Source organism: Pseudomonas fragi, from assembly GCF_002269505.1.
GTDB classification, from domain to species: Bacteria; Pseudomonadota; Gammaproteobacteria; order Pseudomonadales; family Pseudomonadaceae; genus Aquipseudomonas; species Aquipseudomonas fragi_D.
The window spans coordinates 68,625-92,261 of record NZ_NQKQ01000007.1 but is presented as its reverse complement, the minus strand read 5'-3'; the positions used below and the strand labels follow the sequence as shown (position 1 = coordinate 92,261).

The window sequence follows — 23,637 nt, the reverse complement described above, 5'->3', positions numbered from 1 at the left end:
CCGGTTTGATCCGCAGTACCGAAAAAGGCCAACGCATAGCGTTGGCCTTTTTAATGGCTGGAAAATGACTACGGCGCCAGCAGCACTGCCCTCTCCTCGCGACACAACTCCAGTAAAAAATCCCACACCACTCTCAGCCTTACGGATTTGTGCAGTTCTCGGCGAGTGCTGATCCAGTAACTGCGTTGCACAGACTCGTCAGGTAATACGCGCACCAGGTCGGGATCGTCAGCGGCCATGTAGTTGGGCAATACGGCGATACCCAGACCGGCGCGGGCAGCTTGTTGCTGGGCAATGACGCTGGTGCTGCGAAAGGTCACGGTCGGTGTGCGGCAGAAGGTGTTGAGGAACAACAACTCCTGACTGAACAGCAGGTCGTCGACGTAGCCGATCCAGTAGTGGTTGGCCAGATCGTCGCGGCTGTTCAGAGGCGGCGCCTTGTCCAGATATAGACGGCTGGCGTAAAGCGCGAGCCGGTAGTCGGTGAGCTTGCGAGTTATCAACAGGTCGGCGTTGGGGCGGTCCAGGTGGATGCTGATTTCTGCCTCGCGGTTGAGGATGCTGACAAAGCGCGGTACCGCGACCAGCTCCACCTCCAGCCCTGGATAGCGTTCGAACAAGCCCCGCAGCCGAGGGGCGATAAACATGATGCCGATGCCCTCGGTGACACCCAGGCGGATTTTGCCCAAGGGGGTGAGGGACTGATTGATTTCTTCCTGGGCCAGCAATGCGGTGTTTTCCATGGCTTCGGCGTGTTTGAGCAAGGCTTGCCCGGCCGGGGTCAGTTCGTAGCCTTGGGCATGCTGTACAAACAGTGCGGCGCCGAGGTGCTGTTCGATGCTCTCAATGTGCCGTGCCACGGTGCTATGGGTGGTGTTCAGGCGCTTGGCAGCAGTCAGCAACCGGCCGCTGCGCTGCAACTCCAGGAAGTACCGCATGTCATTCCAGTCGAACATGATCAACTCCAAGAGTGCTACATCAGAGATTGCTTACAGCTGGCTGTGCAAAAACGCACATGGCATGGGTGAAATCTCGCGTTTGCAACACGAAAATAATCAATAGGATGGTGTAGGACAAGAACAATAAATAAAAGGCGCGAGGTGCTAAATGCCATCAGCCGATAAGGTGTACGACTACATCGTTGTGGGCGCCGGGCCGGCGGGTTCTGTGTTGGCGAATCGGCTGTCTGCCAATCCTCGTCACAACGTATTGCTGCTTGAAGCGGGCGGGCAAGATAACTACCCGTGGATCCACATCCCGGTGGGTTACCTGTATTGCATCGGTAACCCGCGCACCGACTGGTGTTTCAAAACCGAGGCCCAGGCCGGCTTGCAAGGTCGCAGCCTGAGTTACCCGCGGGGCAAGGTGCTGGGTGGCAGTTCTTCGATCAACGGCATGATTTACATGCGCGGTCAGGCAGGCGATTACGACCGCTGGGCCGAGCTGGGCAATCCGGGCTGGGCCTGGAGTGACGTGCTGCCACTGTTCAAACGCAGCGAAAAACACTTTGCCGGAGACTCCGAGCTGCATGGCAGTACGGGTGAATGGCGGGTCGAACAACAGCGCTATAGCTGGCCTATCCTCGATGCCTTTCGTGACGCGGCCGCGCAAAGCGGGATTGCCAGCGTCAGCGATTTCAACGGCGGCGACAATCAGGGTTGTGGATACTTTCAGGTCAACCAGCGCGCCGGTGTGCGCTGGAATGCTTCCAAGGCTTTTTTGCGGCCCGTGCTCAAGCGTCCCAACCTGACCGTTCTGACCGACGTTCAGGTCGATAAGGTGCTGCTGGAGAACGGTCGGGCCACCCAGGTCAGCGCTCGCTGGCAAGGCGCGCAGCATGCCTTCACGGCGGGTCGCGAGATTATCCTGTGTGCAGGCTCGATTGGCTCTCCAGGGATCTTGCAGCGCTCGGGTATTGGCCCGCGGCCCCTGCTCGAAAGCCTGGGGATAACAGTGCAGCACGAACTGCCCGGTGTGGGTGGCAATTTGCAGGACCATTTGCAGTTACGCCTGATTTTCAAATTGAGCAATGCCCGCACCCTTAATCAGGTTGCCAACAGCCTGTGGGGCAAAGTCGGCATGGGCCTGCGATATGCCTACGATCGCAGTGGTCCTTTGGCGATGGCACCCAGTCAGTTGGGGGCATTTGTGAAGTCTGATCCGGGCCAGCCTTCTGCCAACTTGCAGTACCACGTCCAGCCGCTATCCCTTGAGCGTTTTGGCGAGCCGTTGCACACCTTTCCTGCCTTTACCGCATCGGTTTGCAACTTGCGCCCAAAAAGCCGGGGCCGGGTCGACATACGTTCGGCCAACCCGGATGACGCGCCGCTGATTGACCCCAATTACCTGAGCCACCCTGACGATTTGAAGGTCGCTGCAGATGCGATTCGCCTGACCCGGCGCATCGTGGCCAGCGCCGCCTTGCAAGCCTTCACTCCGGAGGAATACCTCCCGGGTAAAGACCTGAAAACCGAGCAAGAGCTGTACGACGCTGCCGCCCGTATTGGTACGACGATTTTTCATCCTGTGGGCACTTGCCGCATGGGCCAGGACGCCGAGGCAGTGGTCGATGCCCAATTGCGCGTTCATGGGGTACCGGGTTTGAGGGTGGCAGACGCGTCGATCATGCCCAGCATCGTGTCGGGTAATACCTGTTCTCCGACCCTGATGATTGGTGAAAAAGCCGCGCAGTTGATTGTGCAGGCCTCGCTTGAAACACCGCAGCAAATAGCAGGCGTTAACCGTACGGCAGCATTACCGGTCGCCTGAAGGCGATCGTGGTCTCGGACGCAGTCACCCGAGACCGGCAGTGGACAACAACAATAATCACTGTGGCCCACAGGGCCGAGGACATTGAACATGTCAGACGCAATTGCACAACCGGCGGCTACCGCCAAGGGAACGACTGGGCGCGAAGAGCGCAAAATCATTTTTGCGTCATCCCTCGGGACGGTTTTCGAGTGGTATGACTTTTTCTTGTATGGCGCTTTGGCCACCGTGCTCAGCAAACAGTTCTTTGCTGGGGTCAACGACACCACGGCGTTCATTTTTGCCCTGATGGCCTTCGCCGCCGGCTTTTTGGTGAGACCGTTCGGGGCATTGGTGTTTGGCCGACTGGGCGACATGATCGGGCGCAAGTACACCTTCCTCATGACCATCATTCTGATGGGTTTATCGACCTTTGCTGTGGGCCTGCTACCGACTTACGCCAGCATCGGCATTGCCGCACCGATCATGCTTGTGGTGCTGCGCATGCTTCAGGGGCTGGCGCTGGGCGGTGAATATGGTGGTGCGGCCACTTACGTGGCGGAACACGCCGCTCCCGGCAAGCGCGGCTTCAACACCAGCTGGATTCAGTCCACCGCCACTTTGGGCTTGTTGTTGTCGTTGCTGGTGGTTCTGAGTTGCCGATACCTGACCGGTGACCAGTTCGAAGTCTGGGGCTGGCGTCTGCCGTTCCTGCTGTCCATCGTGTTGCTGGGCATCTCGACCTGGATCCGGATGAGCATGCACGAGTCGCCTGCTTTCGTAAAAATGAAGGCCGAAGGCAAAACCAGCAAGTCGCCGATCCGCGAATCGTTCGGCAAATGGGAAAATCTCAAGATCGTTCTGATTGCCCTGTTCGGCATTAACGCCGGTCAAGCGGTGACCTTCTATACCGCGCAGTTTTATGTGCTGTTCTTTCTCACACAGATGCTCAAGATGGACCCGGCCCAGGCCAACATGTTGCTGATCATCAGCGTGGTTATCGGGGCGCCGTTTTTTATCTTTTTTGGTTGGCTATCTGACAAAGTGGGACGCAAGCCAATCTTGATGCTCGGCCTGCTGCTGGCCACGGTGCTGTACTTCCCGTTGTTCAAAGCATTGAGCCATTACGCCAACCCGCAGATTGATACGGCCAGCCGCCAGTCACCGATTGTGGTGATGGCCGATCCGTCGACCTGTACCTTCCAGTTTGACCCGGTAGGCAAGGCGCGTTTTGACAGCCCGTGCGACAAGGTCAAGACTTTCCTGGTGAAACAAGGTTTGCCGTACACCTCGCAGGCAGCGGCAGCGGGCACTGAAGTACAAGTGTCGGTAGGCGAGATAAAAATCAGCGGTTTCGATGAAGCGGCCATGCGCGCTGCGATTACCGAAGCGGGCTACCCGGCCAAGGCCGATCCAGGTTCGGTCAACCAGCCAATGGTAGTGCTGGTGATGGTGCTGCTGACTCTCATCGCCACCATGACTTATGGGCCGCTAGCTGCCGTGATGGTCGAGCTGTTCCCGACCCGTATCCGTTACACCTCGATGTCCCTGCCCTACCACATCGGTAACGGTTGGTTCGGTGGTTTCCTGCCTACTGTGTCGTTTGCGCTGGTGGTGTATACCGGGGATATCTTCTATGGCCTGTGGTATCCGGTGGTGATTACCGGGGTCAGCCTGGTGGTGGGTATGCTGTGCCTCAAGGAAACCAGAAACGTGAATATAGATAAGGTCTAAGGTCAGCCCTACCGGGCTGACAGACACAAAAAAACCGGCTGATATAAGCCGGTTTTTTATGTGCTTAGAAAAACTTATGCACGTTTTTCGGTAATATTTTAATGTTTGAAATAAGCATTAAAATCATGAGCTTACATCTGTTTTTCCACAAAAAAATAAAACTTGTGCACAAGTTATCCACAATTTGCCTGGTTCACATTCGTTTCAGAAGGTTTAGCTATAGGAGGCAGCGAACCCATGTCGCGCTGAGTCTGCTCGTTCCAGGCCTGTACCCGGTCGTTTAGCTCGGCAATAGCCCGAGGGCCGCTACCGTTGGCGTACATTGGCTCACCGATGACAAGCTCGATAGTCCCGGCCTTTTTCGCCCAGCCCGTCTTGGGCCAGAACTTGCCTGCGTTGTGGGCAATCGGCAGCACCGGCAGCTCGGCGTTGACCGCCAGAGCGGTACCACCGCGGGAAAATTTGCCCACCTGGCCAAACGGTACGCGGGTGCCTTCCGGGAAAATCAGCACCCAGATATTGTCCTTGAGCAGCTCATCACCCTTTTTGGCGATGTGCTTGAGCGCAGCCTTCGGGTTGTCACGGTCGATGGCAATCGGGCGCAGCATCGCCATCGCCCAGCCAAAAAACGGCACATACAGCAATTCGCGCTTGAGTACCTGGCTCAACGGCTGAAAGTAGGCCGAGAGAAAGAATGTCTCCCAGGTACTTTGGTGGTTGGCCAGAATCACGCAAGGACGTTGCGGGATGTTTTCCGCGCCCGTAACCCGTACGTCAATTTTCAGGAACACCCGCGTCAGCCACAGCGCGCAGCGGCACCAGTACACGTTAATAAACCGGTAGCGTGCACGGAATGGCAAAAACGGAGCGACAAAAAAGCTCAGCGAGCACCACAGCAGAGAGCTGGTGCCCAGCAGCAGGTAAAAGAAGAAGGTTCTGATGGCCTGCAGTATCGACATAGCGACTTTTACCGTTGCGGATAAAGCATGACGTAACAGGCCTGCGCGCAAGGCGCAGGCTGGTGTTCGAAGATGCTCTATTTGTGGATAAGTTCTGCGGCAACTGCCGCCAGATCGTCAAATATTAGGGTATTAACCGGCAATGATTTGGCCAAAGTTTGTAGGCCCTTTCCGGTTTTTACCAAAACTGGCTGAGAATCGACGGCTTGTGCAGCCTGCAAGTCACCCAAACTGTCGCCTACAAACCAACATTGGGCCAAATCAGCGCCGTAATGGTTGGCAATCGTTTGCAACATGCCCGGTTTGGGTTTGCGGCAAGCGCAGCCCTCGTCAGGCCCGTGTGGGCAATAGACAATCAATCCGACCTCGCCACCCTGATCCGCTACCAGTGCCCGTAAACGGTTATGCATGGCGTCCAGCGTGGCGATATCGTAGTAGCCGCGTGCTATGCCGGACTGGTTGGTCGCAATGGCGACCGTCCAGCCTGCCTTGCTCAACTGCGCAATGGCCTCAATCGAGCCGGGCAGTGGAATCCACTCCTCGACTGACTTGATGTAAGCGTCGGAGTCAAAATTGATCACCCCGTCCCGATCGAGAATCAGCAGTTTCAACGGCAACCCCTCAGCTCAGCAGTGAAATATCGGCAACGCCCAGGAACAGGCCACGCAGACGGGCCAGCAATGCGTAGCGGTTAGCCCGCACGCTTGGGTCTTCAGCGTTGATCATCACGGCTTCAAAGAACGCATCCACCGGCTCGCGCAGCGAGGCCAGACGGGTCAGTGCTTCGTTGTACTGACGGGCAGCAGCCATTGGCTGTACGGCTTCATCGGCCTTCTGGATAGCCGAGAACAGCGAGAACTCACTGGCATTGTCGAAATAGCGGGCTTCAACGTGAGTTGAAACCGTGCCTTCAACTTTGCTCAACAGGTTCGATACGCGCTTGTTCACAGCAGCCAGTGCAGCGGCTTCCGGCAATTGACGGAACGCCTGTACGGCTTGCACGCGTTGATCGAAGTCCAGTGCCGACGTCGGGTTGAGGGCACGTACCGACAGGTAGGTGGCCACGTCCACGCCTTCATCTTCATAACGCGCACGCAGGCGGTCGAAGATGAATTCCAGTACCTGATCCGCCAGACCGGCCGACTTGATCTTGGCACCGAAAGCGCTGACAGCGAATTTCACAGCTTCAGTCAGGTCGAGGTCTAGTTTCTTGTCGATCAAGATGCGCAGGATACCCAGCGCTGCACGACGCAGTGCGTACGGGTCTTTGCTGCCTGTAGGCAACATGCCGATGCCGAAAATGCCCACCAGGGTGTCGAGCTTGTCTGCGATGGCCACCGCAGCGCCGGTCAGGGTGCTCGGCAACTCGGCGCCAGCGCCACGCGGCATGTACTGCTCGTTCAATGCCAGTGCAACATCTTCAGGCTCGCCGTCGTTCAGCGCATAGTAGTAACCGGCGATACCTTGCATCTCCGGGAACTCGCCGACCATTTCAGTGGCCAGGTCGCACTTGGACAGCAGGCCGGCACGGGCTGCGCGCACAGCGTCGCCACCAATGCGCGGAGCAATGAATGCTGCCAGTTTCGAGACGCGCTCAGCTTTGTCGAAAACGCTGCCCAGTTGCGCCTGGAACACCACGTTTTGCAGGCGCAGGTTGAAGCTTTCCAGCGTCTGTTTTTTGTCTTGCTTGAAGAAGAACTCGGCATCGGTCAGACGCGGGCGAACCACTTTCTCGTTACCCGAGATGATCTGCTGCGGGTCTTTGCTCTCGATGTTGGCCACGGTGATAAAGCGCGGCAGCAACTTGCCATCAACGTCCAGCAGGCAGAAGTACTTCTGGTTGTCCTGCATGGTGGTGATCAGGGCTTCTTGCGGTACATCCAGGAAGCGCTCTTCAAACGAGCACACCAGTGGCACCGGCCATTCAACCAGCGCAGTCACTTCGTCGAGCAGGCTTGGTGGCACGATGGCAGTACCTTCCTGCATCGTTGCCAGTTCGGCTACGCGCTTGGAAATCAGCTCGCGACGCTCAAAGAAGTCCGCCAGCACGTAGGCTTTGCGCAGGTCTTCGGCATAGTTGGCAGGCGCGCTGATACGCACGTTTTCCGGATGGTGGAAACGGTGTCCACGGGACTCGCGCCCGGCTTTTTGCGCCAGGATCGTGCAGTCGATCACTTCGTCGCCCAGCAACATGACCAGCCATTGGGTCGGACGTACGAACTCGACCTTGCGAGCACCCCAGCGCATGCGCTTGGGAATTGGCAGGTCGTTGAGCGAGTCTTCGACGATGGTCGGCAGCAGGCTGGCGGTCGGCTTGCCGACGATCACCTGGCTGAAGCGCAGTTTCGGGCCGCTCTGATCGATTTCGCTCAGCTCAACGCCACATTTCTTGGCAAAGCCAAGGGCGGCCTGGGTCGGGTTGCCTTCAGCATCGAAAGCGGCCTGACGTGGTGGGCCGTCGATATTGATGCTGCGATCCGGTTGCTGGGTTTCCAGCTGGGTCAGCAGCACGGCCAGGCGGCGCGGTGCGGCGTAGACTTTTTTCGCGCTGAATTTCAGACCGGCTGTTTGCAGGCCTTTTTCAATCCCGGCGAGGAAGGCATCAGCCAGAGTATTGAGGGCTTTTGGCGGCAGTTCTTCAGTGCCCAGTTCAACCAGAAAATCTTGAGCACTCATTGTACTGCCTCCAACTTGGCCAACACTTCATCACGCAAATCAGGTGGAGCCATCGGGAAGCCCAGCTTGGCGCGAGCTTCGAGATACGCCTGAGCCACCGAACGCGCCAGGGTACGCACACGCAGGATGTACTGTTGGCGCGCAGTCACGGAAATCGCGCGACGGGCATCCAGCAGGTTGAAGGTGTGGGATGCCTTGAGCACCATTTCATAACTTGGCAACGGCAGCGGCTGGTCGAGTTCGATCAGGCGCTTGGCTTCGCTTTCGTAGAAATCGAACAATTCGAACAGTTTGTCGACGTTGGCGTGTTCGAAGTTGTAAGTCGACTGCTCGACTTCGTTCTGGTGGAACACGTCGCCGTAGGTCACTTTGCCGAACGGGCCGTCAGTCCATACCAGGTCGTAGACGGAATCCACGCCCTGCAGGTACATCGCCAGACGCTCAAGGCCGTAGGTGATTTCGCCGGTAACCGGGTAGCACTCAATGCCGCCTACTTGCTGGAAGTAGGTGAACTGGGTGACTTCCATACCGTTGAGCCAGATTTCCCAGCCCAGACCCCAGGCGCCCAGTGTTGGCGATTCCCAGTTGTCTTCAACGAAACGGATATCGTGGACCAGCGGGTCCAGGCCGATATGTTTCAGCGAGCCCAGGTACAGCTCCTGGAAGTTTGGCGGGTTTGGCTTCAAAACCACCTGGAACTGGTAGTAGTGCTGCAAACGGTTGGGGTTTTCGCCGTAGCGGCCGTCAGTCGGGCGACGACTGGGCTGCACATAAGCGGCGTTCCAGGTTTCCGGGCCCAGAGAGCGCAAAAACGTGGCGGTATGGAATGTGCCGGCGCCCACTTCCATATCGTAGGGCTGAAGCACCACACAACCTTGCTCGGCCCAGTATTGCTGGAGGGCGAGGATCAAGTCTTGGAAGGTACGCACTGCTGGCGTAGGCTGGCTCACAAATTCACCTGTTTCTTGGGCTGCGATTTAAAGAGCGGGAGTATACCCGATTCGGTCGCCCCTCTACCTCTCGGAGCCTATATGCCACGTTGCTTCTGGTGTTCAGAAGATCCGCTGTATGCCGCTTATCACGATCAAGAGTGGGGCGTGCCGCTGCGCGATGCGCATGGGCTGTTCGAGTTGTTATTGCTCGAAGGGTTCCAGGCGGGTTTGTCGTGGATCACGGTTTTAAAGAAGCGCGAGCACTATCGCAAGGTCATGTTCGGCTTTGATGTGCAGCGTCTGGCGGTTATGACGGACGCAGAAATCGAGGTTTTGTTGCAGGATCCGGGGATTATCCGCAACCGTCTCAAGGTGGCCGGAGCACGGCGCAATGCCCTGGCCTGGCTGGCGCTGGACAACCCGGTGGAGTTTTTATGGTCGTTTGTGGGCGGTAAACCAAAGATCAACCACTTCACTGAACGCCATGAATTCCCGGCTGTGACACCTGAGGCTGAAGCCATGAGCAAAGGCTTGAAAAAAGCCGGATTTACCTTCGTCGGTCCGACCATTTGCTACGCGTTTATGCAGGCCAGCGGCATGGTCATGGACCATGCCACGTATTGTGACCGTTACGCGGAACTGGCCAACGGCGGTTAGAATACTGGCCAATTGCATTAAATCCTGTAGTCGCTGCCGAAGGCTGCGATAAGGTCCGAAGGACCTTCAACAATGGGGCTGCTGCGCAACCCATCGCAGCCTCGTACCTCGTCAGCGACTACAAAGCCGTTTTGTTTTGAATGGGATAACCCTGTGGAAAAGTTTAAAGGCGCCTTGCTGGTCGGGGCTTTGCGGTTGTTTGCCATGCTCCCGTGGGGCGCGGTGCAACGCGTGGGTTCGGCCATCGGCTGGCTGATGTGGAAACTGCCCAATCGCTCGCGCGAGGTGGTGCGCATCAACCTGGCCAAATGCTTCCCCGAAATGGACCCGGTCGCCCGTGAGCAACTGGTAGGGCAAAGCCTCAAGGACATCGGCAAAAGCCTGACCGAGAGCGCTTGCGCGTGGATCTGGCCAGCTCAGCGCTCGATCGACCTGGTACGTGAAGTCGAAGGTCTGGACGTGCTCAAGGACGCTTTGGCCTCAGGCAAGGGCGTTGTCGGCATCACCAGCCACCTGGGCAACTGGGAAGTGCTCAATCACTTCTATTGCAGCCAGTGCAAACCGATTATTTTTTATCGTCCGCCCAAGCTCAAGGCTGTGGATGAGTTGCTGCAAAAGCAACGTGTGCAACTGGGCAATCGTGTGGCTGCGTCGACCAAAGAAGGCATTTTGAGTGTCATCAAGGAAGTGCGCAAAGGTGGGCAGGTGGGTATTCCGGCAGATCCGGAGCCCGCTGAGTCTGCCGGTATTTTTGTGCCGTTCCTCGGCACAATGGCCCTGACCAGCAAGTTTGTGCCCAACATGCTGGCGGGCGGCAAGGCAGTAGGCGTGTTTCTGCACGCGCTGCGCCTGCCGGATGGTTCCGGGTTCAAAGTGATTCTGGAAGCTGCGCCCGAAGAAATGTACAGCACCGACACGGCCACTTCGTGTGCGGCCATGAGCAAGGTGGTCGAGAAGTATGTGCGGGCGTATCCGAGCCAGTACATGTGGAGCATGAAGCGCTTCAAAAAGCGTCCGCCGGGTGAGGCGCGCTGGTACTGAAACCCTATGCCCTCACCCCAACCCTCTCCCTCAGGAGAGGGAGCTGATGTGTGGCGCTATGCAGATCTGCTTTTGCCTTTAGTCCCCTCTCCCTCCGGGAGAGGGTTAGGGTGAGGGCTGTTGCTTCTCCAGCTTCTTCAAAAACACCGTCATTTCTTTCTCGGCCTGCTTGTCGCCATGGGCCTGAGCCGCTGCAATCCCCTGCTCCCATGCCGCCCGCGCTGCCGTACGATCACCCGCCGCCAGCTGTGCCTTGCCCAGCAACTTCCAGGCTGCCGAATACTTGGGATCAAAGCCGACGCAGCGTTGCAGATGCTCCGCCGCCTTCAAGTTATCCCCAAGGTCCAGATAACCCTTGCCCAGGCCAAAGCGCAGCAATGAGTTATCCACACCCTTGGCGAGCATCTTTTCCAGTGACTCCAGCATCCCTGACTCCTTAGAAAAAACTCAATCCCACGTGGAACAGCTTCTCTACGTCGCGAATATGTTTTTTATCCACAAGGAAAAGTATGACGTGGTCGCCCGCATTGATCACAGTTGAGTCGTGGGCAATCAGCACTTCCTCATCGCGAATGATCGCGCCAATCGTGGTGCCCGGTGGCAAGTTGATTTCACCGATGCTGCGCCCGATTACCTTGCTCGACTTCGAGTCACCGTGGGCGATCGCCTCGATGGCCTCTGCCGCACCGCGGCGCAGTGAGTGAACGCTGACGATATCGCCACGACGTACGTGGGCCAGCAAGGTGCCGATAGTGGCCAGCTGCGGGCTGATGGCAATATCGATTTCGCCGCCCTGGATCAGGTCCACATAGGCCGGGTTGTTGATGATGGTCATCACCTTCTTCGCGCCCAAACGCTTGGCCAGCAGCGAGGACATGATATTGGCCTCGTCATCGTTGGTCAGGGCCAGGAACACATCGGCGTCGGCGATATTCTCTTCGAGCATCAGGTCACGGTCCGAGGCGCTGCCTTGCAGCACCACCGTGCTGTCGAGGGTGTCGGACAAATAGCGGCAACGGGCCGGATTCATCTCGATGATCTTGACCTGATAACGGCTTTCAATGGCCTCGGCCAGACGCTCGCCAATCTGCCCGCCACCGGCAATGACGATGCGTTTGTAGCTCTCGTCGAGACGGCGCATTTCGCTCATTACCGCGCGAATATTGGCCCTGGCGGCGATGAAAAATACTTCGTCGTCAGCCTCGATGATGGTATCGCCACGGGGTGTAATTGGCCGATCGCGTCGGAAAATTGCCGCTACCCGCGTATCTACATTCGGCATGTGCTCGCGTAGCTGGCGCAATTGCTGCCCAATCAGCGGGCCACCGTAATACGCTTTGACCGCGACCAGTTGCGCCTTGCCTTCGGCAAAGTCGATCACCTGCAAGGCACCCGGGTGTTCGATCAGGCGCTTGATGTAGTTGGTCACCACTTGCTCGGGGCTGATCAGTACGTCGACCGGGATTGCGTCGTTGTCGAACAGCTCTTCGCCGCGGGTCAGGTAAGCCGCTTCACGTACTCGGGCGATCTTGGTCGGGGTATGAAACAGCGTGTAGGCGACCTGACAGGCGACCATATTGGTTTCGTCGCTGTTGGTCACGGCCACCAGCATGTCAGCATCATCCGCACCTGCCTGGCGCAGTACATTGGGCAGCGAGGCGCGGCCCTGCACGGTGCGAATATCGAGACGGTCACCGAGGTCGCGCAGGCGTTCACCATCGGTGTCGACCACGGTGATGTCGTTGGCTTCACTGGCCAAATGTTCTGCCAGCGTACCGCCGACCTGGCCTGCGCCGAGGATGATGATTTTCATGCCTGTAATCCCTAATCAGTTAGCCGCGAGCGGCAGCGATCTTGATCAATTTGGCGTAATAAAAGCCATCGTGCCCGCCTTCTTGCGCCAGCAACTGGCGCCCGTGGGGCTGCTTGATGCCGAACTGGCCAGCGATATCCAGTTCTCGGGCGCCCGGTGTACGGGCCAGGAACGCTTCAATCACTTCGGTGTTTTCGGTCGGTAAGGTCGAGCATGTGGCATAGAGCAAGATGCCACCGACTTCCAGGGTTGGCCACATCGCGTCCAGCAATTCGCCTTGCAAGGTGGCGAGCGCGGCAATGTCGTCCGGTTGGCGGGTCAGCTTGATATCGGGGTGGCGGCGGATAACGCCGGTTGCCGAACACGGAGCATCGAGCAGGATGCGCTGGAACGGCTTGCCATCCCACCAGGTAGCGGTGTCACGGCCGTCGGCGGCGATCAGCTCGGCGCTCAGGCCCAACCGCTCAAGGTTTTCGCGCACGCGCACCAGGCGCTTGGCTTCCAGATCCACGGCTACCACGCCGGCTAGTTTGGGCTCAACTTCCAGGATGTGGCAGGTCTTGCCGCCGGGGGCGCAGCAGGCGTCGAGCACACGCTGGCCCGGGGCCAGATCCAGCAAATCGGCAGCCAGTTGTGCCGCTTCGTCCTGCACGCTGATCCAGCCTTCGGCAAAGCCCGGCAGGTTGCGCACGTCGCAAGCCGCAGCCAGCACGATGCCGTCCTGGCTGAAGGTGCAAGGCTGTGCTTCGATGCCGGCCTCGACCAGCAATTGCAGATACGCATCGCGGCTGTGGTGACGACGGTTAACCCGCAAGATCATCGGCGGGTGCGCATTGTTGGCCGCGCAAATGGCTTCCCACTGCTGCGGCCAAAAGGCTTTGAGGGACTTTTGCAGCCAGCGCGGGTGCGCGGTGCGCACTACCGGGTCATGCTCAAGCTCGGCCAGCAAAGCTTCGCTCTCACGCTGGGCGTTGCGCAACACGGCATTGAGCAGGGCCTTGGCCCAGGGTTTTTTCAGCTTGTCGGCGCAACCTACGGTTTCGCCAATGGCGGCGTGGGCCGGAATGCGGGTGTAGAGCAGTTGATACAGCCCCACCAGCAACAGGGCTTCGACGTCTGCGTCAGCGGCCTTGAAAGGTTTTTGCAGCAACTTGTTGGCCAGCGCCGACAAGCGTGGCTGCCAGCGAGCTGTGCCGAATGCCAGGTCCTGGGTCAGGCCGCGGTCACGCACCTCAACCTTGTCCAGTTGCAGCGGCAACGAACTGTTGAGCGATGCCTTGCCGTTGAGCACGGCAGTCAGGGCCTTGGCGGCAGCCAGACGAGGATTCATTGTGCGGCACCCAAAACTGTACCGACGGCGAATTTCTCACGACGGCTGTTGAAAAAATCGCTGAAGTTCAGCGCCTTGCCACCGGGCAATTGCAGACGGGTCAGGCGCAAGGCACCTTCACCGCAACCCACGATCAGACCCTCCTTGCTGGCGGCGAGAATCTGCCCCGCTGGGCCTTGAGCGTCGGCCACGCTTGCGGCCAGCACTTTCAGGGCTTCGCCGTTGAGCGTGCTGTGGCAGATCGGCCACGGATTAAAGGCGCGAATCAGGCGCTCCAGCTCAACCGCCGGGCGGTTCCAGTCGATGCGTGCTTCGTCCTTGTTCAATTTGTGGGCGTAGGTCGCCAGGCTGTCATCCTGGACTTCACCTTCCAGGGTACCTGCCGCCAGATCGGCGATGGCCTGGATAACGGCCGGAGGACCCAGTTCGGCGAGGCGGTCATGCAGGCTGCCACCGGTGTCATCGGCGGTGATTGCGGTCACGGACTTGAGCAGCATGGGGCCGGTATCCAGACCCGCCTCCATGCGCATCACGGTCACACCGCTTTCACTGTCGCCGGCTTCGATGGCGCGCTGGATCGGCGCGGCTCCGCGCCAGCGCGGCAGCAAGGATGCGTGGCTGTTGATGCAGCCCAGGCGCGGGATATCCAGTACCACCTGCGGCAGGATCAGGCCGTAGGCCACCACCACCAGCAAGTCCGGCTTGAGCGCGGCCAGATCGGCTTGAGCTTCAGGCGCGCGCAGGGTAGGTGGCTGCATCACCGGGATGTTGTGCTCCAGGGCAAGCTGCTTGACCGGGCTTGGCATCAGCTTTTGCCCGCGCCCTGCCGGACGATCCGGTTGGGTGTAAACCGCGACGATCTCGTAAGGCGTGTTCAGCAGTGCCTTGAGATGTTCGGCGGCGAATTCTGGGGTGCCAGCAAAGACGATGCGCAATGGCTCAGTCATGGGTTACTCACTTGGAATAGAGTGGTCGGGAACAATCCCGGCCTGGAAACCACCGCGGGCAAGCCCGCTCCTGCAACCGGTGCAGAAACGGGCTTGCCCGCGATGTGCCATGTAAATGTTGATCAAGCGTTCTGGCGGTGCAGTTTTTCCAGCTTCTTCTTGATCCGGTCACGCTTGAGCGTAGACAGGTAATCGACGAACAGCTTGCCGTTGAGGTGGTCGCACTCATGTTGAATGCACACGGCCAACAGGCCTTCGGCGATCATTTCGAACGGCTTGCCGTCACGGTCCAGCGCCTTGATCTTGACGCGCTGCGGGCGATCAACGTTCTCATAGTAACCCGGTACCGACAGGCAGCCTTCCTGGTACTGGCCCATCTCGTCGGTGAGGATCTCGAACTCGGGGTTGATAAATACCATCGGTTCGCTGCGATCTTCGCTCAGGTCCATGACCACGATGCGTTTGTGCACGTTGATCTGGGTCGCGGCCAGGCCGATCCCCGGCGCCTCGTACATGGTTTCAAACATGTCATCGATCAACTGACGGACTTCGTCGTCCACAACCGCCACGGGTTTGGCGATGGTACGCAGACGCGAGTCTGGGAATTCGAGGATGTTCAAAATAGCCATAAGTATGATTGGTGCACTGTGTGAAAGATTCAAAAACGGTTGTCAGGTGGGTCCTGTGGACTCGAGCAACCTGTGCAAAACGTCTCCTTCAGAGAGAGCCCGCTCGGGCTCAGGCGTTTCACGCGAGTGCACATAATAAAGGGATTCACCCACGGATGAAACGACTAGCTGCCGGGCTGCACGCACAGGTGGCCAGCGCATGTCTCAATTTGAAACCAACGTGCCCGGTGGCCTGGCAGCGTTCAACTAATGTTGGGTTTCTACAGGCTATTTCAAGAGCGTATCGGGTGCTCAACCCGGCCCTTTTCATAGCTTGCTAAACAACTTGTCAACAGACTTATCCACAGGTTGTCCCTTACATTTAGATATATGAACCGATCAAGGATGATCTCATGCCGCTGTCAGAAATATCCCCTGCAGAGCTGGAAGCCCGCTTGCGTTTGCATCGCTTGCCCGAGGTTGGACCACGGCGTTATTACAGCCTTTTCAGTGCCTTTGGCTGTGCCAGTTCGGCGCTTAGTGCGCCTGCCAGTGCATGGCGTGCGTTGGGGCTACCCGAGGCCTGCGCCCAAGCGCGACGCAGTCCTGAAATTCGTGACGGCGCCAGCGCTGTATTGCGCTGGCTTGAGGGCTCCAGACATCACGTGTTGCTGCATGATCAAGCGGATTACCCGGCTTTGTTGAGTGAGTTGAGCGATGCCCCGCCCGTGTTAATGGTGGCCGGAGACCCCTCGATTCTGGAAAAGCCGCAGTTGGCGATGGTCGGTAGCCGACGCGCTTCAAGGCCGGGTCTGGATACCACGGCAGCTTTTTCGCGCAGTTTGGCCGGTGCTGGTTTTGTCATTACCAGCGGGCTGGCGCTGGGCATTGATGGCGCGGCACATCAAGCCGCTTTGGACGTTGGCGGGCAGACCGTAGGGGTGTTAGGCACAGGCCTGGAAAAACTTTATCCACAGCGCCATCGGGCATTGGTCGACGCGATGATTGCTGGTGGTAGTGCTGTGGTTTCTGAGTTTCCCCTGGACGCCGGGCCGCAGGCGGCGAACTTTCCGCGGCGTAACCGGATCATCAGCGGTTTGTCGCTCGGCGTCCTGGTGGTCGAGGCCAGCGTGGCCAGCGGCTCGCTGATCACCGCCCGGCTGGCCGCAGAACAGGGGCGCGAGGTTTATGCAATACCCGGCTCGATCCACCACCCCGGTGCGCGGGGCTGTCATCAATTAATCCGTGATGGTGCGACACTGGTTGAAACCGTCGAGCACATCCTCGAGGGCCTGCGTGGCTGGCGCTCCATACCCCTATCCTCGTCAGAAGTGTTAACACCTAGCTGTCATCCGCTAGTGCAATTATTGCTGGCAGCGCCACATACCAGCGAAGCGCTGGTCAACGTCAGTGGCTGGGATTTACCTCGAATGCTGGCGGCGCTTACCGAACTGGAACTGGCAGGACACGTTGTGTTGGAGGGCGGGCGTTGGTTTGCTCGCGCCAGCTAAGTACACTGCGCGCAGTACATATCTGGAGACATTCAATGATCAGCACCTGGCGCGTCCAACAAGCTGCAAGAGCCATTCGCGCAGGCGCGGTGATTGCCTATCCGACCGAAGCGGTCTGGGGCCTGGGCTGCGATCCGTGGGATGAAGATGCGGTCGAGCGGCTGTTGGCGATCAAGTCGCGGCCTGTGGATAAAGGCCTGATTCTGGTGGCAGACAACATTCACCAGTTCGACTTCCTGTTTGAAGACTTCCCCCAGGAGTGGATTGACCGCATGGCCAGCACCTGGCCTGGGCCGAACACCTGGCTGGTGCCGCATCAGGGCTTGTTGCCCGAGTGGATCACCGGCGTGCATGACACCGTGGCGCTGCGCGTGAGTGATCACCCGCTGGTGCGCGAACTGTGCTCGCTGGTGGGGCCGATCGTGTCGACGTCAGCTAACCCTGCAGGTTTGCCGGCAGCGCGCACGCGGTTAAAAGTTGAGCAGTATTTCCGTGGGCAAATCGACCATGTGTTGGGCGGCAACTTGGGCGGACGTAAAAACCCGAGCCTGATCCGCGACCTAGCCACCGGCAAGATCGTACGCCCGGCGTAATGGTGGGAGCGGGCTTGCTCGCTCCCACTGGGGGACATTTGTTTTAAGGCAACAAAATCGTCGATCCCGTGGTCCGGCGCGCCGACAGTTCCGTTTGCGCCTTGGCCGCATCAGCCAACGCAAAACGCTGGCTGATATCAACCTGGATGGCGCCGCTGCGGATCATCGCAAACAGCTCATCGGCCATCGCTTGCAGGTTTTCGGCGCTATTTGCGTAGGACGCCAATGTTGGACGGGTTACGTACAGCGAGCCCTTCTGCGACAAGATCCCCAGGTTGACCCCCGTTACCGCGCCTGAAGCATTACCAAAGCTGACCATCAACCCACGTGGCGCCACGCAGTCCAGTGACGTTAGCCAGGTGTCCTTGCCTACGCCGTCGTAAACCACCGGGCACTTCTTGCCGTCGGTCAATTCCAGCACACGCTTGGCAACATCCTCGTGGCTGTAGTCGATGGTTTCCCACGCGCCCAGGGCTTTGGCGTGCGCGGCCTTTTCAGCCGAGCTGACCGTGCCGATCAATTTCACGCCCAAGGCTTTCGCCCATTGGCAGGCAATCGAGCCTACCCCGCCTGCAGCAGCGTGGAACAGGATGGTTTCGCCCCCTTTGAGTTCATAGGTCTGACGCAGCAGATACTGGGTTGTAAGCCCCTTGAGCATTACGGCGGCGGCTTGTTCGAAGGAAATATCCTCGGGCAGTTTCACCACATTCGCGGCAGGCAACACATGCAGTTCACTGTATGCCCCAAGCGGCCCGGTGCCGTAAGCGACGCGATCGCCGACGCTCACGTTGCGCACTTCACTGCCTACAGCATCAACGATCCCCGCGCCCTCATTGCCCAGCCCGGACGGCAGTTCAGCCAGCGGGTACAAGCCACCACGGTAATAGGTATCGATGAAATTCAGACCGATGGCCTGATTGCGCACCCGAACTTGCTGCGGGCCGGGCTCGGCGGGCTTGAAGTCGACATACTCAAGCACTTCAGGGCCGCCGTGGGCCCGAAACTGGATACGCTTAGCCATCTGCACTTTCCTTGCTGAATTGACGAAGCCGCTATCCAACGCTTAAGCGTGATCTTCGTCAACTGCGGTGAGCCGCAGGGCGGTGTTATGCTAGCCCCCCTTTGCCGCCGGCCCCGCACGCCGCGTCGCTTTGCCCGATTTAAGGTGATGTCATGACTACTCGCACCGAGGCTGTAAAAGCCTACCTGCTCGACCTTCAAGACCGCATTTGCAACGCATTGCAAACGGAAGACGGCGGCACCCAGTTCGTTGAAGACGCCTGGGAGCGCCCGGCGGGTGGTGGCGGTCGTACCCGTGTAATCGAAAACGGTCACGTCATCGAGAAAGGCGGCGTCAACTTTTCCCACGTGTTTGGCAGCGGTCTACCGCCGTCGGCCAGTGCCCATCGCCCTGAACTCGCGGGCCGTGGTTTTGAAGCCCTCGGTGTGTCGCTGGTGATCCACCCGCACAACCCGCATGTGCCAACTTCCCACGCCAACGTGCGTTTTTTCATCGCTGAGAAAGAAGGCGAAGAACCGGTCTGGTGGTTCGGTGGCGGCTTTGATCTCACCCCTTACTATGGCGTTGAAGAAGACTGCGTGCACTGGCACCGCGTGGCCGAGGAGGCCTGCGCACCCTTCGGTGCCGATGTGTACCCGCGCTACAAGGCCTGGTGCGACACCTACTTCCATATCAAGCATCGCAACGAGCCCCGTGGTATCGGCGGCCTGTTTTTCGATGACTTGAACGAGTGGGATTTCGACACTTGCTTCGCCTTTATTCGTGCCATTGGCGACGCTTATATCGACGCCTACCTGCCGATTGTTCAGCGCCGCAAAAACGATGAATACACCGCCCAGCAGCGAGAATTCCAGGAATTCCGCCGGGGTCGTTACGTGGAATTCAACCTGGTTTATGACCGTGGCACCCTGTTTGGCCTGCAATCGGGCGGTCGCACCGAATCGATCCTCATGTCCCTGCCACCGCAAGTGCGCTGGGCCTACGACTGGAAAGCCGAACCGGGTAGCCCGGAGGCGCGTCTGACGGATTACTTCCTGCAAGACCGCGACTGGTTGGCCAACGCCTGACACTGCCCGAGGAGCTTGCCTGATGGACCGTTACGTCGTTTTTGGTAACCCGATTGCCCACAGCAAATCCCCGGTGCTGCATCGGCTGTTTGCCGAACAAACCGGTCAGGCCATGCAGTACGACACCTTGCTGGCGCCGCTTGATGATTTCGCTGGCTGCGCGACGGAGTTTTTCCTGCAGGGGCGTGGGGCCAATGTGACTGTGCCTTTTAAGGAAGACGCCTACCGCCTGGTTGATCAACTGACCGCCCGCGCCCAGCGGGCAGGTGCGGTCAACACCCTGAGCAAACTGGCCGATGGAAGCTTGCTGGGGGACAACACTGATGGTGCGGGGCTGGTGCGCGACCTGACGGTGAATGCCGGTTTCAGCCTCAAGGGCAAACGCATCCTGGTGCTGGGCGCGGGCGGTGCGGTGCGGGGGACGCTGGAGCCGCTGCTGGCCGAAGGGCCGGCCTCGGTGACCATCGCCAACCGCACCGTCGAAAAAGCCGAGTTGCTGGCTGAACTGTTCAGCGACCTGGGGCCGGTTGCGGCCAGCGGTTTTGACTGGTTGAAAGAGCCTGTCGACCTGATTATCAACGCCACCTCGGCCAGCCTGAGCGGCGAATTGCCACCCATTGCCAGCAGCCTGATCGAGCCGGGCAAGACCCTGTGCTATGACATGATGTACGGTAAGGATCCGACGCCGTTTTGCGTGTGGGCCAGCGGGCATGGCGCGGGTCAGGTGATGGATGGTTTGGGCATGCTGGCCGAACAGGCTGCTGAGGCGTTTTATCTGTGGCGCGGGGTGCGCCCGGATACGGCACCGGCGCTGGCTGAGTTGCGTCGGTTGCTGGCACTTTAAAGCACACCCTCACCCCAACCCTCCGGGAGAGGGCTGGGGTGAGGGCAAGAGGTACTTATGCAGCGAATCAAGGGCTACCACGCCCATGTCTACTTCGACGCTTCGACCATCGAACAGGCGCGCGCCTTGTGCGAAGAGGCCAAGCGACTGTTTGGCGTGACCATGGGCCGCGTCCATGAACGCCCGGTTGGCCCGCACCCGGACTGGAGCTGCCAACTGGCTTTCGGCCCTGAACTGATCGGAGTCGTCCTGCCGTGGCTGGCGCTCTACCGGCACGGTTTGGTGGTGTTTATGCATCCCGATACCGGCAATGACCTGCTGGACCACACCGACCATGCGATCTGGATGGGCGCGATTCGGCCGCTGGATTTGTCTGTGTTTTAAACGGGGGCGCGCAGTTCAGCGCCCGGTTTAACCCTCTCCTACATAATATTTTTAGTTACGGAAATATCCGACATTAAGTACGGCGGCTTCGCTGTGGTCATATTTTGATACCGGGCCTAAAGTTTTCAGGGCGATAAGGTTTTTAATATTGAATCTTGGATGGTGTATGGAAATAACACGTCCAAAACCATGTTTCGCGCTGTGCTCTGGAGATTAAATGTTGCTGGTGGCTGTATTTAATCCTCCTGTGGATAAGGCGATACATCAGTAATATTGGAGGCTGGTAGTGCGTAGATATCTTCTAGGTGGGCTTGTATCACTGGTGTTTGCTTGGGGCTCAATGCCCACCCATGCAGCTTGCACGTTTGTTAATAAAAAAACGAATATCAGTGTTTTTTCCTTTGATGTCTCAGATGAGGATTGCGAGCTTATTGATTTTAAAGGTGAAAGTGTGGTCACTCTTCGTGTTGAGTATCCGTCCATGAAGTTGGTTGACTATAAAAATAGATCTGACAATGTAATGGTGTTAATTCTTTTTCCTATATCCGTTCCTCCGTTTGATATAAATCGAGCCACTCGAACATTAAAAACCATTGCGTTTTTTGATGGGGTTGAACTGTTAGAGGATAGTGAAAAGACTTATAGAGTTGCGGGCCGTGATGGAAGCAATGCTTACATATATGAGTGGGACCTTATTTATGTGGGAAAAAGAGCGTACAAAAATATTTTTGGAGTTGACTATTTGTTTAAGCGTGAGATTTCTAACCTTAAAGAAGTCGATAATTTTGTGTTGAGTTTTCTGGATCGTTTTTTAATTAACTAAGGAGGCGCCAATATGGTGCAAATACCTCTGACACCCGAGGATGTTAAATACCTGGAACGTAGGCTCGCTGTGAAAGACTACTCGGGAGGGTATCAATACTTATATGATGTTGCTCATAAAGCTATCGCCAGCCAGGCCGATGGAGAAGTGAGAGACCAAATGTTGATGACGGCTAACTGGCTTATATCCGCAAAATCCATTAATAATCTTGATAACACGTATGTTAGTGAAATGGTTTATAATTCCATGCAATTTGCAGTTGAGCGCTCCGGAAGGAAGTTCACTACGCGCATGTATAAAAATGCATCTGACAGATTAGCCCATCAAGTTATTGCGGAGTTTATTCATGCTAAAGGCATCTTGCCAATTCAACAGATTATTGAAAGAGACGTGCAAGCCGCAGTAAAACACCTAGGTTTGGAACCATGGCAATGGGGCGGTACGCTCGGTGATGTATTTCCTGTTTGGATGGGTGGATTAGGACATGATTACGTTGAGATTTCGGGTCGTACTTTTCTAGAACAGATGGAAAATTATGCCACGGTATTCATACAAAACGCCGCCGCTATTGGGATGATTTTCGAAAGATATTTAGACAATGTTTCAATGGTTGTGTCTATTGCCGCAAAGGTAATATTGGAAAGATTGTTAGTCGCAGAGGTAGATATCAATATTTGGCTGCCTCTGATTCCGGGTGGTGGCATAAGCACTGGAACTGGAACTGGAACTGGTGGCGGTGGCGGTGGCGGAAGTGGAGGGCCAGGTGGAGTAACTTCTGCATCGAACGGTTATAGTACAGGGGGAGGCGTCCCTGTGACTTCTGGTGAAAAGCCTGCTGCAAATGTTGATATTTCTTTGGAAAGTGTTGGCGGTCTTAACTATATAACACCAGAGCAAATTGCAAGAATTAAATGCCTGCTCGATAGAAAGATAGACCCTTTGATTTTAGATCTGGATGGATCAAACGTAAAACTCACCAACCCTCATGTCTCTCCTGTTCATTTCGACATGAACAACGATGGCGAGAAGGTGCAAACGGGGTGGAGCAGCCCTGACGAGGGTATGGTTGTTTTGGACCTTGATGGAAACGGAAAAATTGATAATGTTTCGGAGTTGATGTCAGAGTATTTTGGTGCCGAACAAGGACGCCGTGATTCTCCGAGTAAAAAAACCTTTGATAATGCATTTGATGCCCTGCGTAGCCTGGATAGCAACAAAGACTTTAAATTTGATAACCAGGATGAACGCTGGGGCGATGTGAAGGTTTGGGTTGATGCCAATCATGATGGCCAAAGCAGGATTGAGTCGACTGGTACAAGCGAGTTACATTCGCTGGACGAGTTAAGTATTTCACAGATTGATCTGAACTATACAAAGCCATTAGCAGATGCTCGAAATGGTAATGATATTGCAGGCATCAGTAGTTTTACTCAAAAGGGTGAAATTAAAGAAGCAGTGGCCGTTAAATTTTCGACGATAACTCCCGATGAGCCATCGGTAGAGACATTGAAAAGTTAAATTGATATAAATATCCGTAGAAAGAAAGCATGATTTATCTGTCGATGGATTTCTATCTGTGGGCTATTGTTAACTTCGATGTATGAAATAGAGTGTTTGTAGTCTTAAATTTTTGCTAACTGTCATCGGGTAACATTATCAGGTGTTCTTTGTGAATCTCTGTTTGTTCGTATTGGTGCTTGTAGAGTGCGGGCGCCAATACGAGATAAGTCTCTGGGACCACTTCAATCAATAGGGTCCCCTTTCTTCTGTAAATTCTTCGATGCTTTCCTCCTGAGGCACTACTGATCGGCGTCTAAATCAGTCTATTTTTTGATCACTCCGCTTCTGCGAACATTTTTTTTGGATTTTTTTCAGCGCCCGAAAATCTCGTTTTCTTTTGCCGTCGCCCTCCCCTGATAGCCCCACGCTATAACGGCTGAACGATGATC

General features: G+C 56.9%; 22 protein-coding genes. 11 read left to right on the top strand and 11 right to left on the bottom strand.

The window, feature by feature from the left end:
* Positions 1-68: 68 nt before the first annotated feature.
* Positions 69-956: a LysR family transcriptional regulator gene (locus CJU81_RS08570; RefSeq protein ID WP_095036253.1), complete on the bottom strand. Its 888-nt coding sequence runs from the start codon at positions 954-956 to the stop codon at positions 69-71.
* 151 nt (positions 957-1,107) lie between these two features.
* On the opposite strand from CJU81_RS08570, the gene CJU81_RS08565 reads away from it, so the two are divergent.
* Positions 1,108-2,769, top strand: a complete 1,662-nt coding sequence (locus tag CJU81_RS08565) for a GMC family oxidoreductase (RefSeq protein ID WP_095036252.1) — start codon at positions 1,108-1,110, stop codon at positions 2,767-2,769.
* A 90-nt stretch (positions 2,770-2,859) separates the two neighbouring features.
* Entirely contained in the window at positions 2,860-4,482 is a 1,623-nt protein-coding gene (locus CJU81_RS08560) for an MFS transporter (protein WP_095036251.1), read from the top strand.
* Positions 4,483-4,655: 173 nt separating this feature from the next.
* Here the strand turns inward: CJU81_RS08560 and CJU81_RS08555 are convergent, their stop codons facing one another.
* The 4 genes from CJU81_RS08555 to glyQ all read right to left on the bottom strand — a co-directional run bounded on the left by CJU81_RS08555 (position 4,656) and on the right by glyQ (position 9,067).
* Positions 4,656-5,441, bottom strand: coding sequence for a lysophospholipid acyltransferase family protein (locus tag CJU81_RS08555; RefSeq protein ID WP_095036250.1), 786 nt, complete (start codon positions 5,439-5,441; stop codon positions 4,656-4,658).
* A gap of 77 nt (positions 5,442-5,518) precedes the next feature.
* Positions 5,519-6,058 carry a D-glycero-beta-D-manno-heptose 1,7-bisphosphate 7-phosphatase gene (gmhB, locus tag CJU81_RS08550; protein ID WP_176464815.1) on the bottom strand — a complete coding sequence of 180 codons (540 nt, stop codon included), beginning with the start codon at positions 6,056-6,058 and terminating at the stop codon, positions 5,519-5,521.
* 4 nt (positions 6,059-6,062) lie between these two features.
* On the bottom strand, positions 6,063-8,117 hold the full coding sequence (gene glyS / locus CJU81_RS08545) for a glycine--tRNA ligase subunit beta (protein ID WP_095036249.1): 2,055 nt from the start codon (positions 8,115-8,117) through the stop codon (positions 6,063-6,065).
* The gene (gene glyQ / locus CJU81_RS08540) at positions 8,114-9,067 is read right to left on the bottom strand and encodes a glycine--tRNA ligase subunit alpha (RefSeq protein WP_095027759.1); all 954 of its coding nucleotides are present in this window, start codon (positions 9,065-9,067) and stop codon (positions 8,114-8,116) included. The genes glyS and glyQ overlap by 4 nt, the downstream gene beginning before the upstream one ends.
* 81 nt (positions 9,068-9,148) lie before the next feature.
* Between glyQ and CJU81_RS08535 the strand changes: the two genes are divergently transcribed.
* Positions 9,149-9,706, top strand: a complete 558-nt coding sequence (locus CJU81_RS08535; RefSeq protein WP_095036248.1) for a DNA-3-methyladenine glycosylase I — start codon at positions 9,149-9,151, stop codon at positions 9,704-9,706.
* Between the two features lie 153 nt (positions 9,707-9,859).
* A complete protein-coding gene (locus CJU81_RS08530) occupies positions 9,860-10,747 on the top strand; it encodes a lysophospholipid acyltransferase (protein WP_095027757.1) in 888 nt (295 codons plus the stop codon).
* Positions 10,748-10,852: 105 nt separating this feature from the next.
* Here the strand turns inward: CJU81_RS08530 and CJU81_RS08525 are convergent, their stop codons facing one another.
* The 5 genes from CJU81_RS08525 to def all read right to left on the bottom strand — a co-directional run bounded on the left by CJU81_RS08525 (position 10,853) and on the right by def (position 15,466).
* On the bottom strand, positions 10,853-11,173 hold the full coding sequence (locus CJU81_RS08525) for a tetratricopeptide repeat protein (RefSeq protein ID WP_095036247.1): 321 nt from the start codon (positions 11,171-11,173) through the stop codon (positions 10,853-10,855).
* A gap of 10 nt (positions 11,174-11,183) precedes the next feature.
* A complete protein-coding gene (gene trkA, locus CJU81_RS08520; protein ID WP_094999591.1) occupies positions 11,184-12,560 on the bottom strand; it encodes a Trk system potassium transporter TrkA in 1,377 nt (458 codons plus the stop codon).
* Between the two features lie 19 nt (positions 12,561-12,579).
* Complete coding sequence (rsmB, locus tag CJU81_RS08515; RefSeq protein WP_095036246.1) at positions 12,580-13,890, bottom strand: 16S rRNA (cytosine(967)-C(5))-methyltransferase RsmB; 1,311 nt, start codon at positions 13,888-13,890, stop codon at positions 12,580-12,582.
* A complete protein-coding gene (fmt, locus tag CJU81_RS08510; RefSeq protein WP_095036245.1) occupies positions 13,887-14,837 on the bottom strand; it encodes a methionyl-tRNA formyltransferase in 951 nt (316 codons plus the stop codon). Before fmt ends, rsmB begins: the two co-directional genes overlap by 4 nt.
* A 122-nt stretch (positions 14,838-14,959) precedes the next feature.
* The gene (def, locus tag CJU81_RS08505) at positions 14,960-15,466 is read right to left on the bottom strand and encodes a peptide deformylase (protein ID WP_095027753.1); all 507 of its coding nucleotides are present in this window, start codon (positions 15,464-15,466) and stop codon (positions 14,960-14,962) included.
* A gap of 392 nt (positions 15,467-15,858) precedes the next feature.
* Here def and dprA point away from each other — a divergent pair, with 392 nt between their 5' ends.
* Positions 15,859-16,956: a DNA-processing protein DprA gene (gene dprA, locus CJU81_RS08500; RefSeq protein ID WP_095036244.1), complete on the top strand. Its 1,098-nt coding sequence runs from the start codon at positions 15,859-15,861 to the stop codon at positions 16,954-16,956.
* A 35-nt stretch (positions 16,957-16,991) separates the two neighbouring features.
* Positions 16,992-17,549 carry an L-threonylcarbamoyladenylate synthase gene (locus tag CJU81_RS08495; protein ID WP_095036243.1) on the top strand — a complete coding sequence of 186 codons (558 nt, stop codon included), beginning with the start codon at positions 16,992-16,994 and terminating at the stop codon, positions 17,547-17,549.
* A 43-nt stretch (positions 17,550-17,592) separates the two neighbouring features.
* Here the strand turns inward: CJU81_RS08495 and CJU81_RS08490 are convergent, their stop codons facing one another.
* Positions 17,593-18,570, bottom strand: a complete 978-nt coding sequence (locus CJU81_RS08490; protein ID WP_095036242.1) for an NADPH:quinone reductase — start codon at positions 18,568-18,570, stop codon at positions 17,593-17,595.
* A 152-nt stretch (positions 18,571-18,722) separates the two neighbouring features.
* Here CJU81_RS08490 and hemF point away from each other — a divergent pair, with 152 nt between their 5' ends.
* The 5 genes from hemF (at position 18,723) to CJU81_RS08465 (ending at position 23,206) form a co-directional block, all read left to right on the top strand.
* The gene (gene hemF / locus CJU81_RS08485) at positions 18,723-19,637 is read left to right on the top strand and encodes an oxygen-dependent coproporphyrinogen oxidase (RefSeq protein ID WP_095036241.1); all 915 of its coding nucleotides are present in this window, start codon (positions 18,723-18,725) and stop codon (positions 19,635-19,637) included.
* A 22-nt stretch (positions 19,638-19,659) separates the two neighbouring features.
* A complete protein-coding gene (aroE, locus tag CJU81_RS08480) occupies positions 19,660-20,481 on the top strand; it encodes a shikimate dehydrogenase (RefSeq protein ID WP_095036240.1) in 822 nt (273 codons plus the stop codon).
* 57 nt (positions 20,482-20,538) lie between these two features.
* Complete coding sequence (locus CJU81_RS08475; protein WP_095036239.1) at positions 20,539-20,865, top strand: DOPA 4,5-dioxygenase family protein; 327 nt, start codon at positions 20,539-20,541, stop codon at positions 20,863-20,865.
* A 286-nt stretch (positions 20,866-21,151) separates the two neighbouring features.
* A complete protein-coding gene (locus CJU81_RS08470; RefSeq protein WP_141232585.1) occupies positions 21,152-21,688 on the top strand; it encodes a hypothetical protein in 537 nt (178 codons plus the stop codon).
* Between the two features lie 12 nt (positions 21,689-21,700).
* The gene (locus tag CJU81_RS08465; RefSeq protein ID WP_095036237.1) at positions 21,701-23,206 is read left to right on the top strand and encodes a hypothetical protein; all 1,506 of its coding nucleotides are present in this window, start codon (positions 21,701-21,703) and stop codon (positions 23,204-23,206) included.
* The last annotated feature ends 431 nt before the right edge of the window (positions 23,207-23,637 follow it).

What these genes read in the sequence shown, in the direction of transcription:
- CJU81_RS08570 (WP_095036253.1), bottom strand. Translation starts at nt 956, where the DNA reads ATGTTCGACTGGAATGACATGCGGTACTTCCTGGAGTTGCAGCGCAGC.
- CJU81_RS08565 (WP_095036252.1), top strand. Translation starts at nt 1,108, where the DNA reads ATGCCATCAGCCGATAAGGTGTACGACTACATCGTTGTGGGCGCCGGG.
- CJU81_RS08560 (WP_095036251.1), top strand. Translation starts at nt 2,860, where the DNA reads ATGTCAGACGCAATTGCACAACCGGCGGCTACCGCCAAGGGAACGACT.
- CJU81_RS08555 (WP_095036250.1), bottom strand. Translation starts at nt 5,441, where the DNA reads ATGTCGATACTGCAGGCCATCAGAACCTTCTTCTTTTACCTGCTGCTG.
- glyS (WP_095036249.1), bottom strand. Translation starts at nt 8,117, where the DNA reads ATGAGTGCTCAAGATTTTCTGGTTGAACTGGGCACTGAAGAACTGCCG.
- CJU81_RS08535 (WP_095036248.1), top strand. Translation starts at nt 9,149, where the DNA reads ATGCCACGTTGCTTCTGGTGTTCAGAAGATCCGCTGTATGCCGCTTAT.
- CJU81_RS08525 (WP_095036247.1), bottom strand. Translation starts at nt 11,173, where the DNA reads ATGCTGGAGTCACTGGAAAAGATGCTCGCCAAGGGTGTGGATAACTCA.
- trkA (WP_094999591.1), bottom strand. Translation starts at nt 12,560, where the DNA reads ATGAAAATCATCATCCTCGGCGCAGGCCAGGTCGGCGGTACGCTGGCA.
- rsmB (WP_095036246.1), bottom strand. Translation starts at nt 13,890, where the DNA reads ATGAATCCTCGTCTGGCTGCCGCCAAGGCCCTGACTGCCGTGCTCAAC.
- fmt (WP_095036245.1), bottom strand. Translation starts at nt 14,837, where the DNA reads ATGACTGAGCCATTGCGCATCGTCTTTGCTGGCACCCCAGAATTCGCC.
- def (WP_095027753.1), bottom strand. Translation starts at nt 15,466, where the DNA reads ATGGCTATTTTGAACATCCTCGAATTCCCAGACTCGCGTCTGCGTACC.
- dprA (WP_095036244.1), top strand. Translation starts at nt 15,859, where the DNA reads ATGCCGCTGTCAGAAATATCCCCTGCAGAGCTGGAAGCCCGCTTGCGT.
- CJU81_RS08495 (WP_095036243.1), top strand. Translation starts at nt 16,992, where the DNA reads ATGATCAGCACCTGGCGCGTCCAACAAGCTGCAAGAGCCATTCGCGCA.
- CJU81_RS08490 (WP_095036242.1), bottom strand. Translation starts at nt 18,570, where the DNA reads ATGGCTAAGCGTATCCAGTTTCGGGCCCACGGCGGCCCTGAAGTGCTT.
- hemF (WP_095036241.1), top strand. Translation starts at nt 18,723, where the DNA reads ATGACTACTCGCACCGAGGCTGTAAAAGCCTACCTGCTCGACCTTCAA.
- aroE (WP_095036240.1), top strand. Translation starts at nt 19,660, where the DNA reads ATGGACCGTTACGTCGTTTTTGGTAACCCGATTGCCCACAGCAAATCC.
- CJU81_RS08475 (WP_095036239.1), top strand. Translation starts at nt 20,539, where the DNA reads ATGCAGCGAATCAAGGGCTACCACGCCCATGTCTACTTCGACGCTTCG.
- CJU81_RS08465 (WP_095036237.1), top strand. Translation starts at nt 21,701, where the DNA reads ATGGTGCAAATACCTCTGACACCCGAGGATGTTAAATACCTGGAACGT.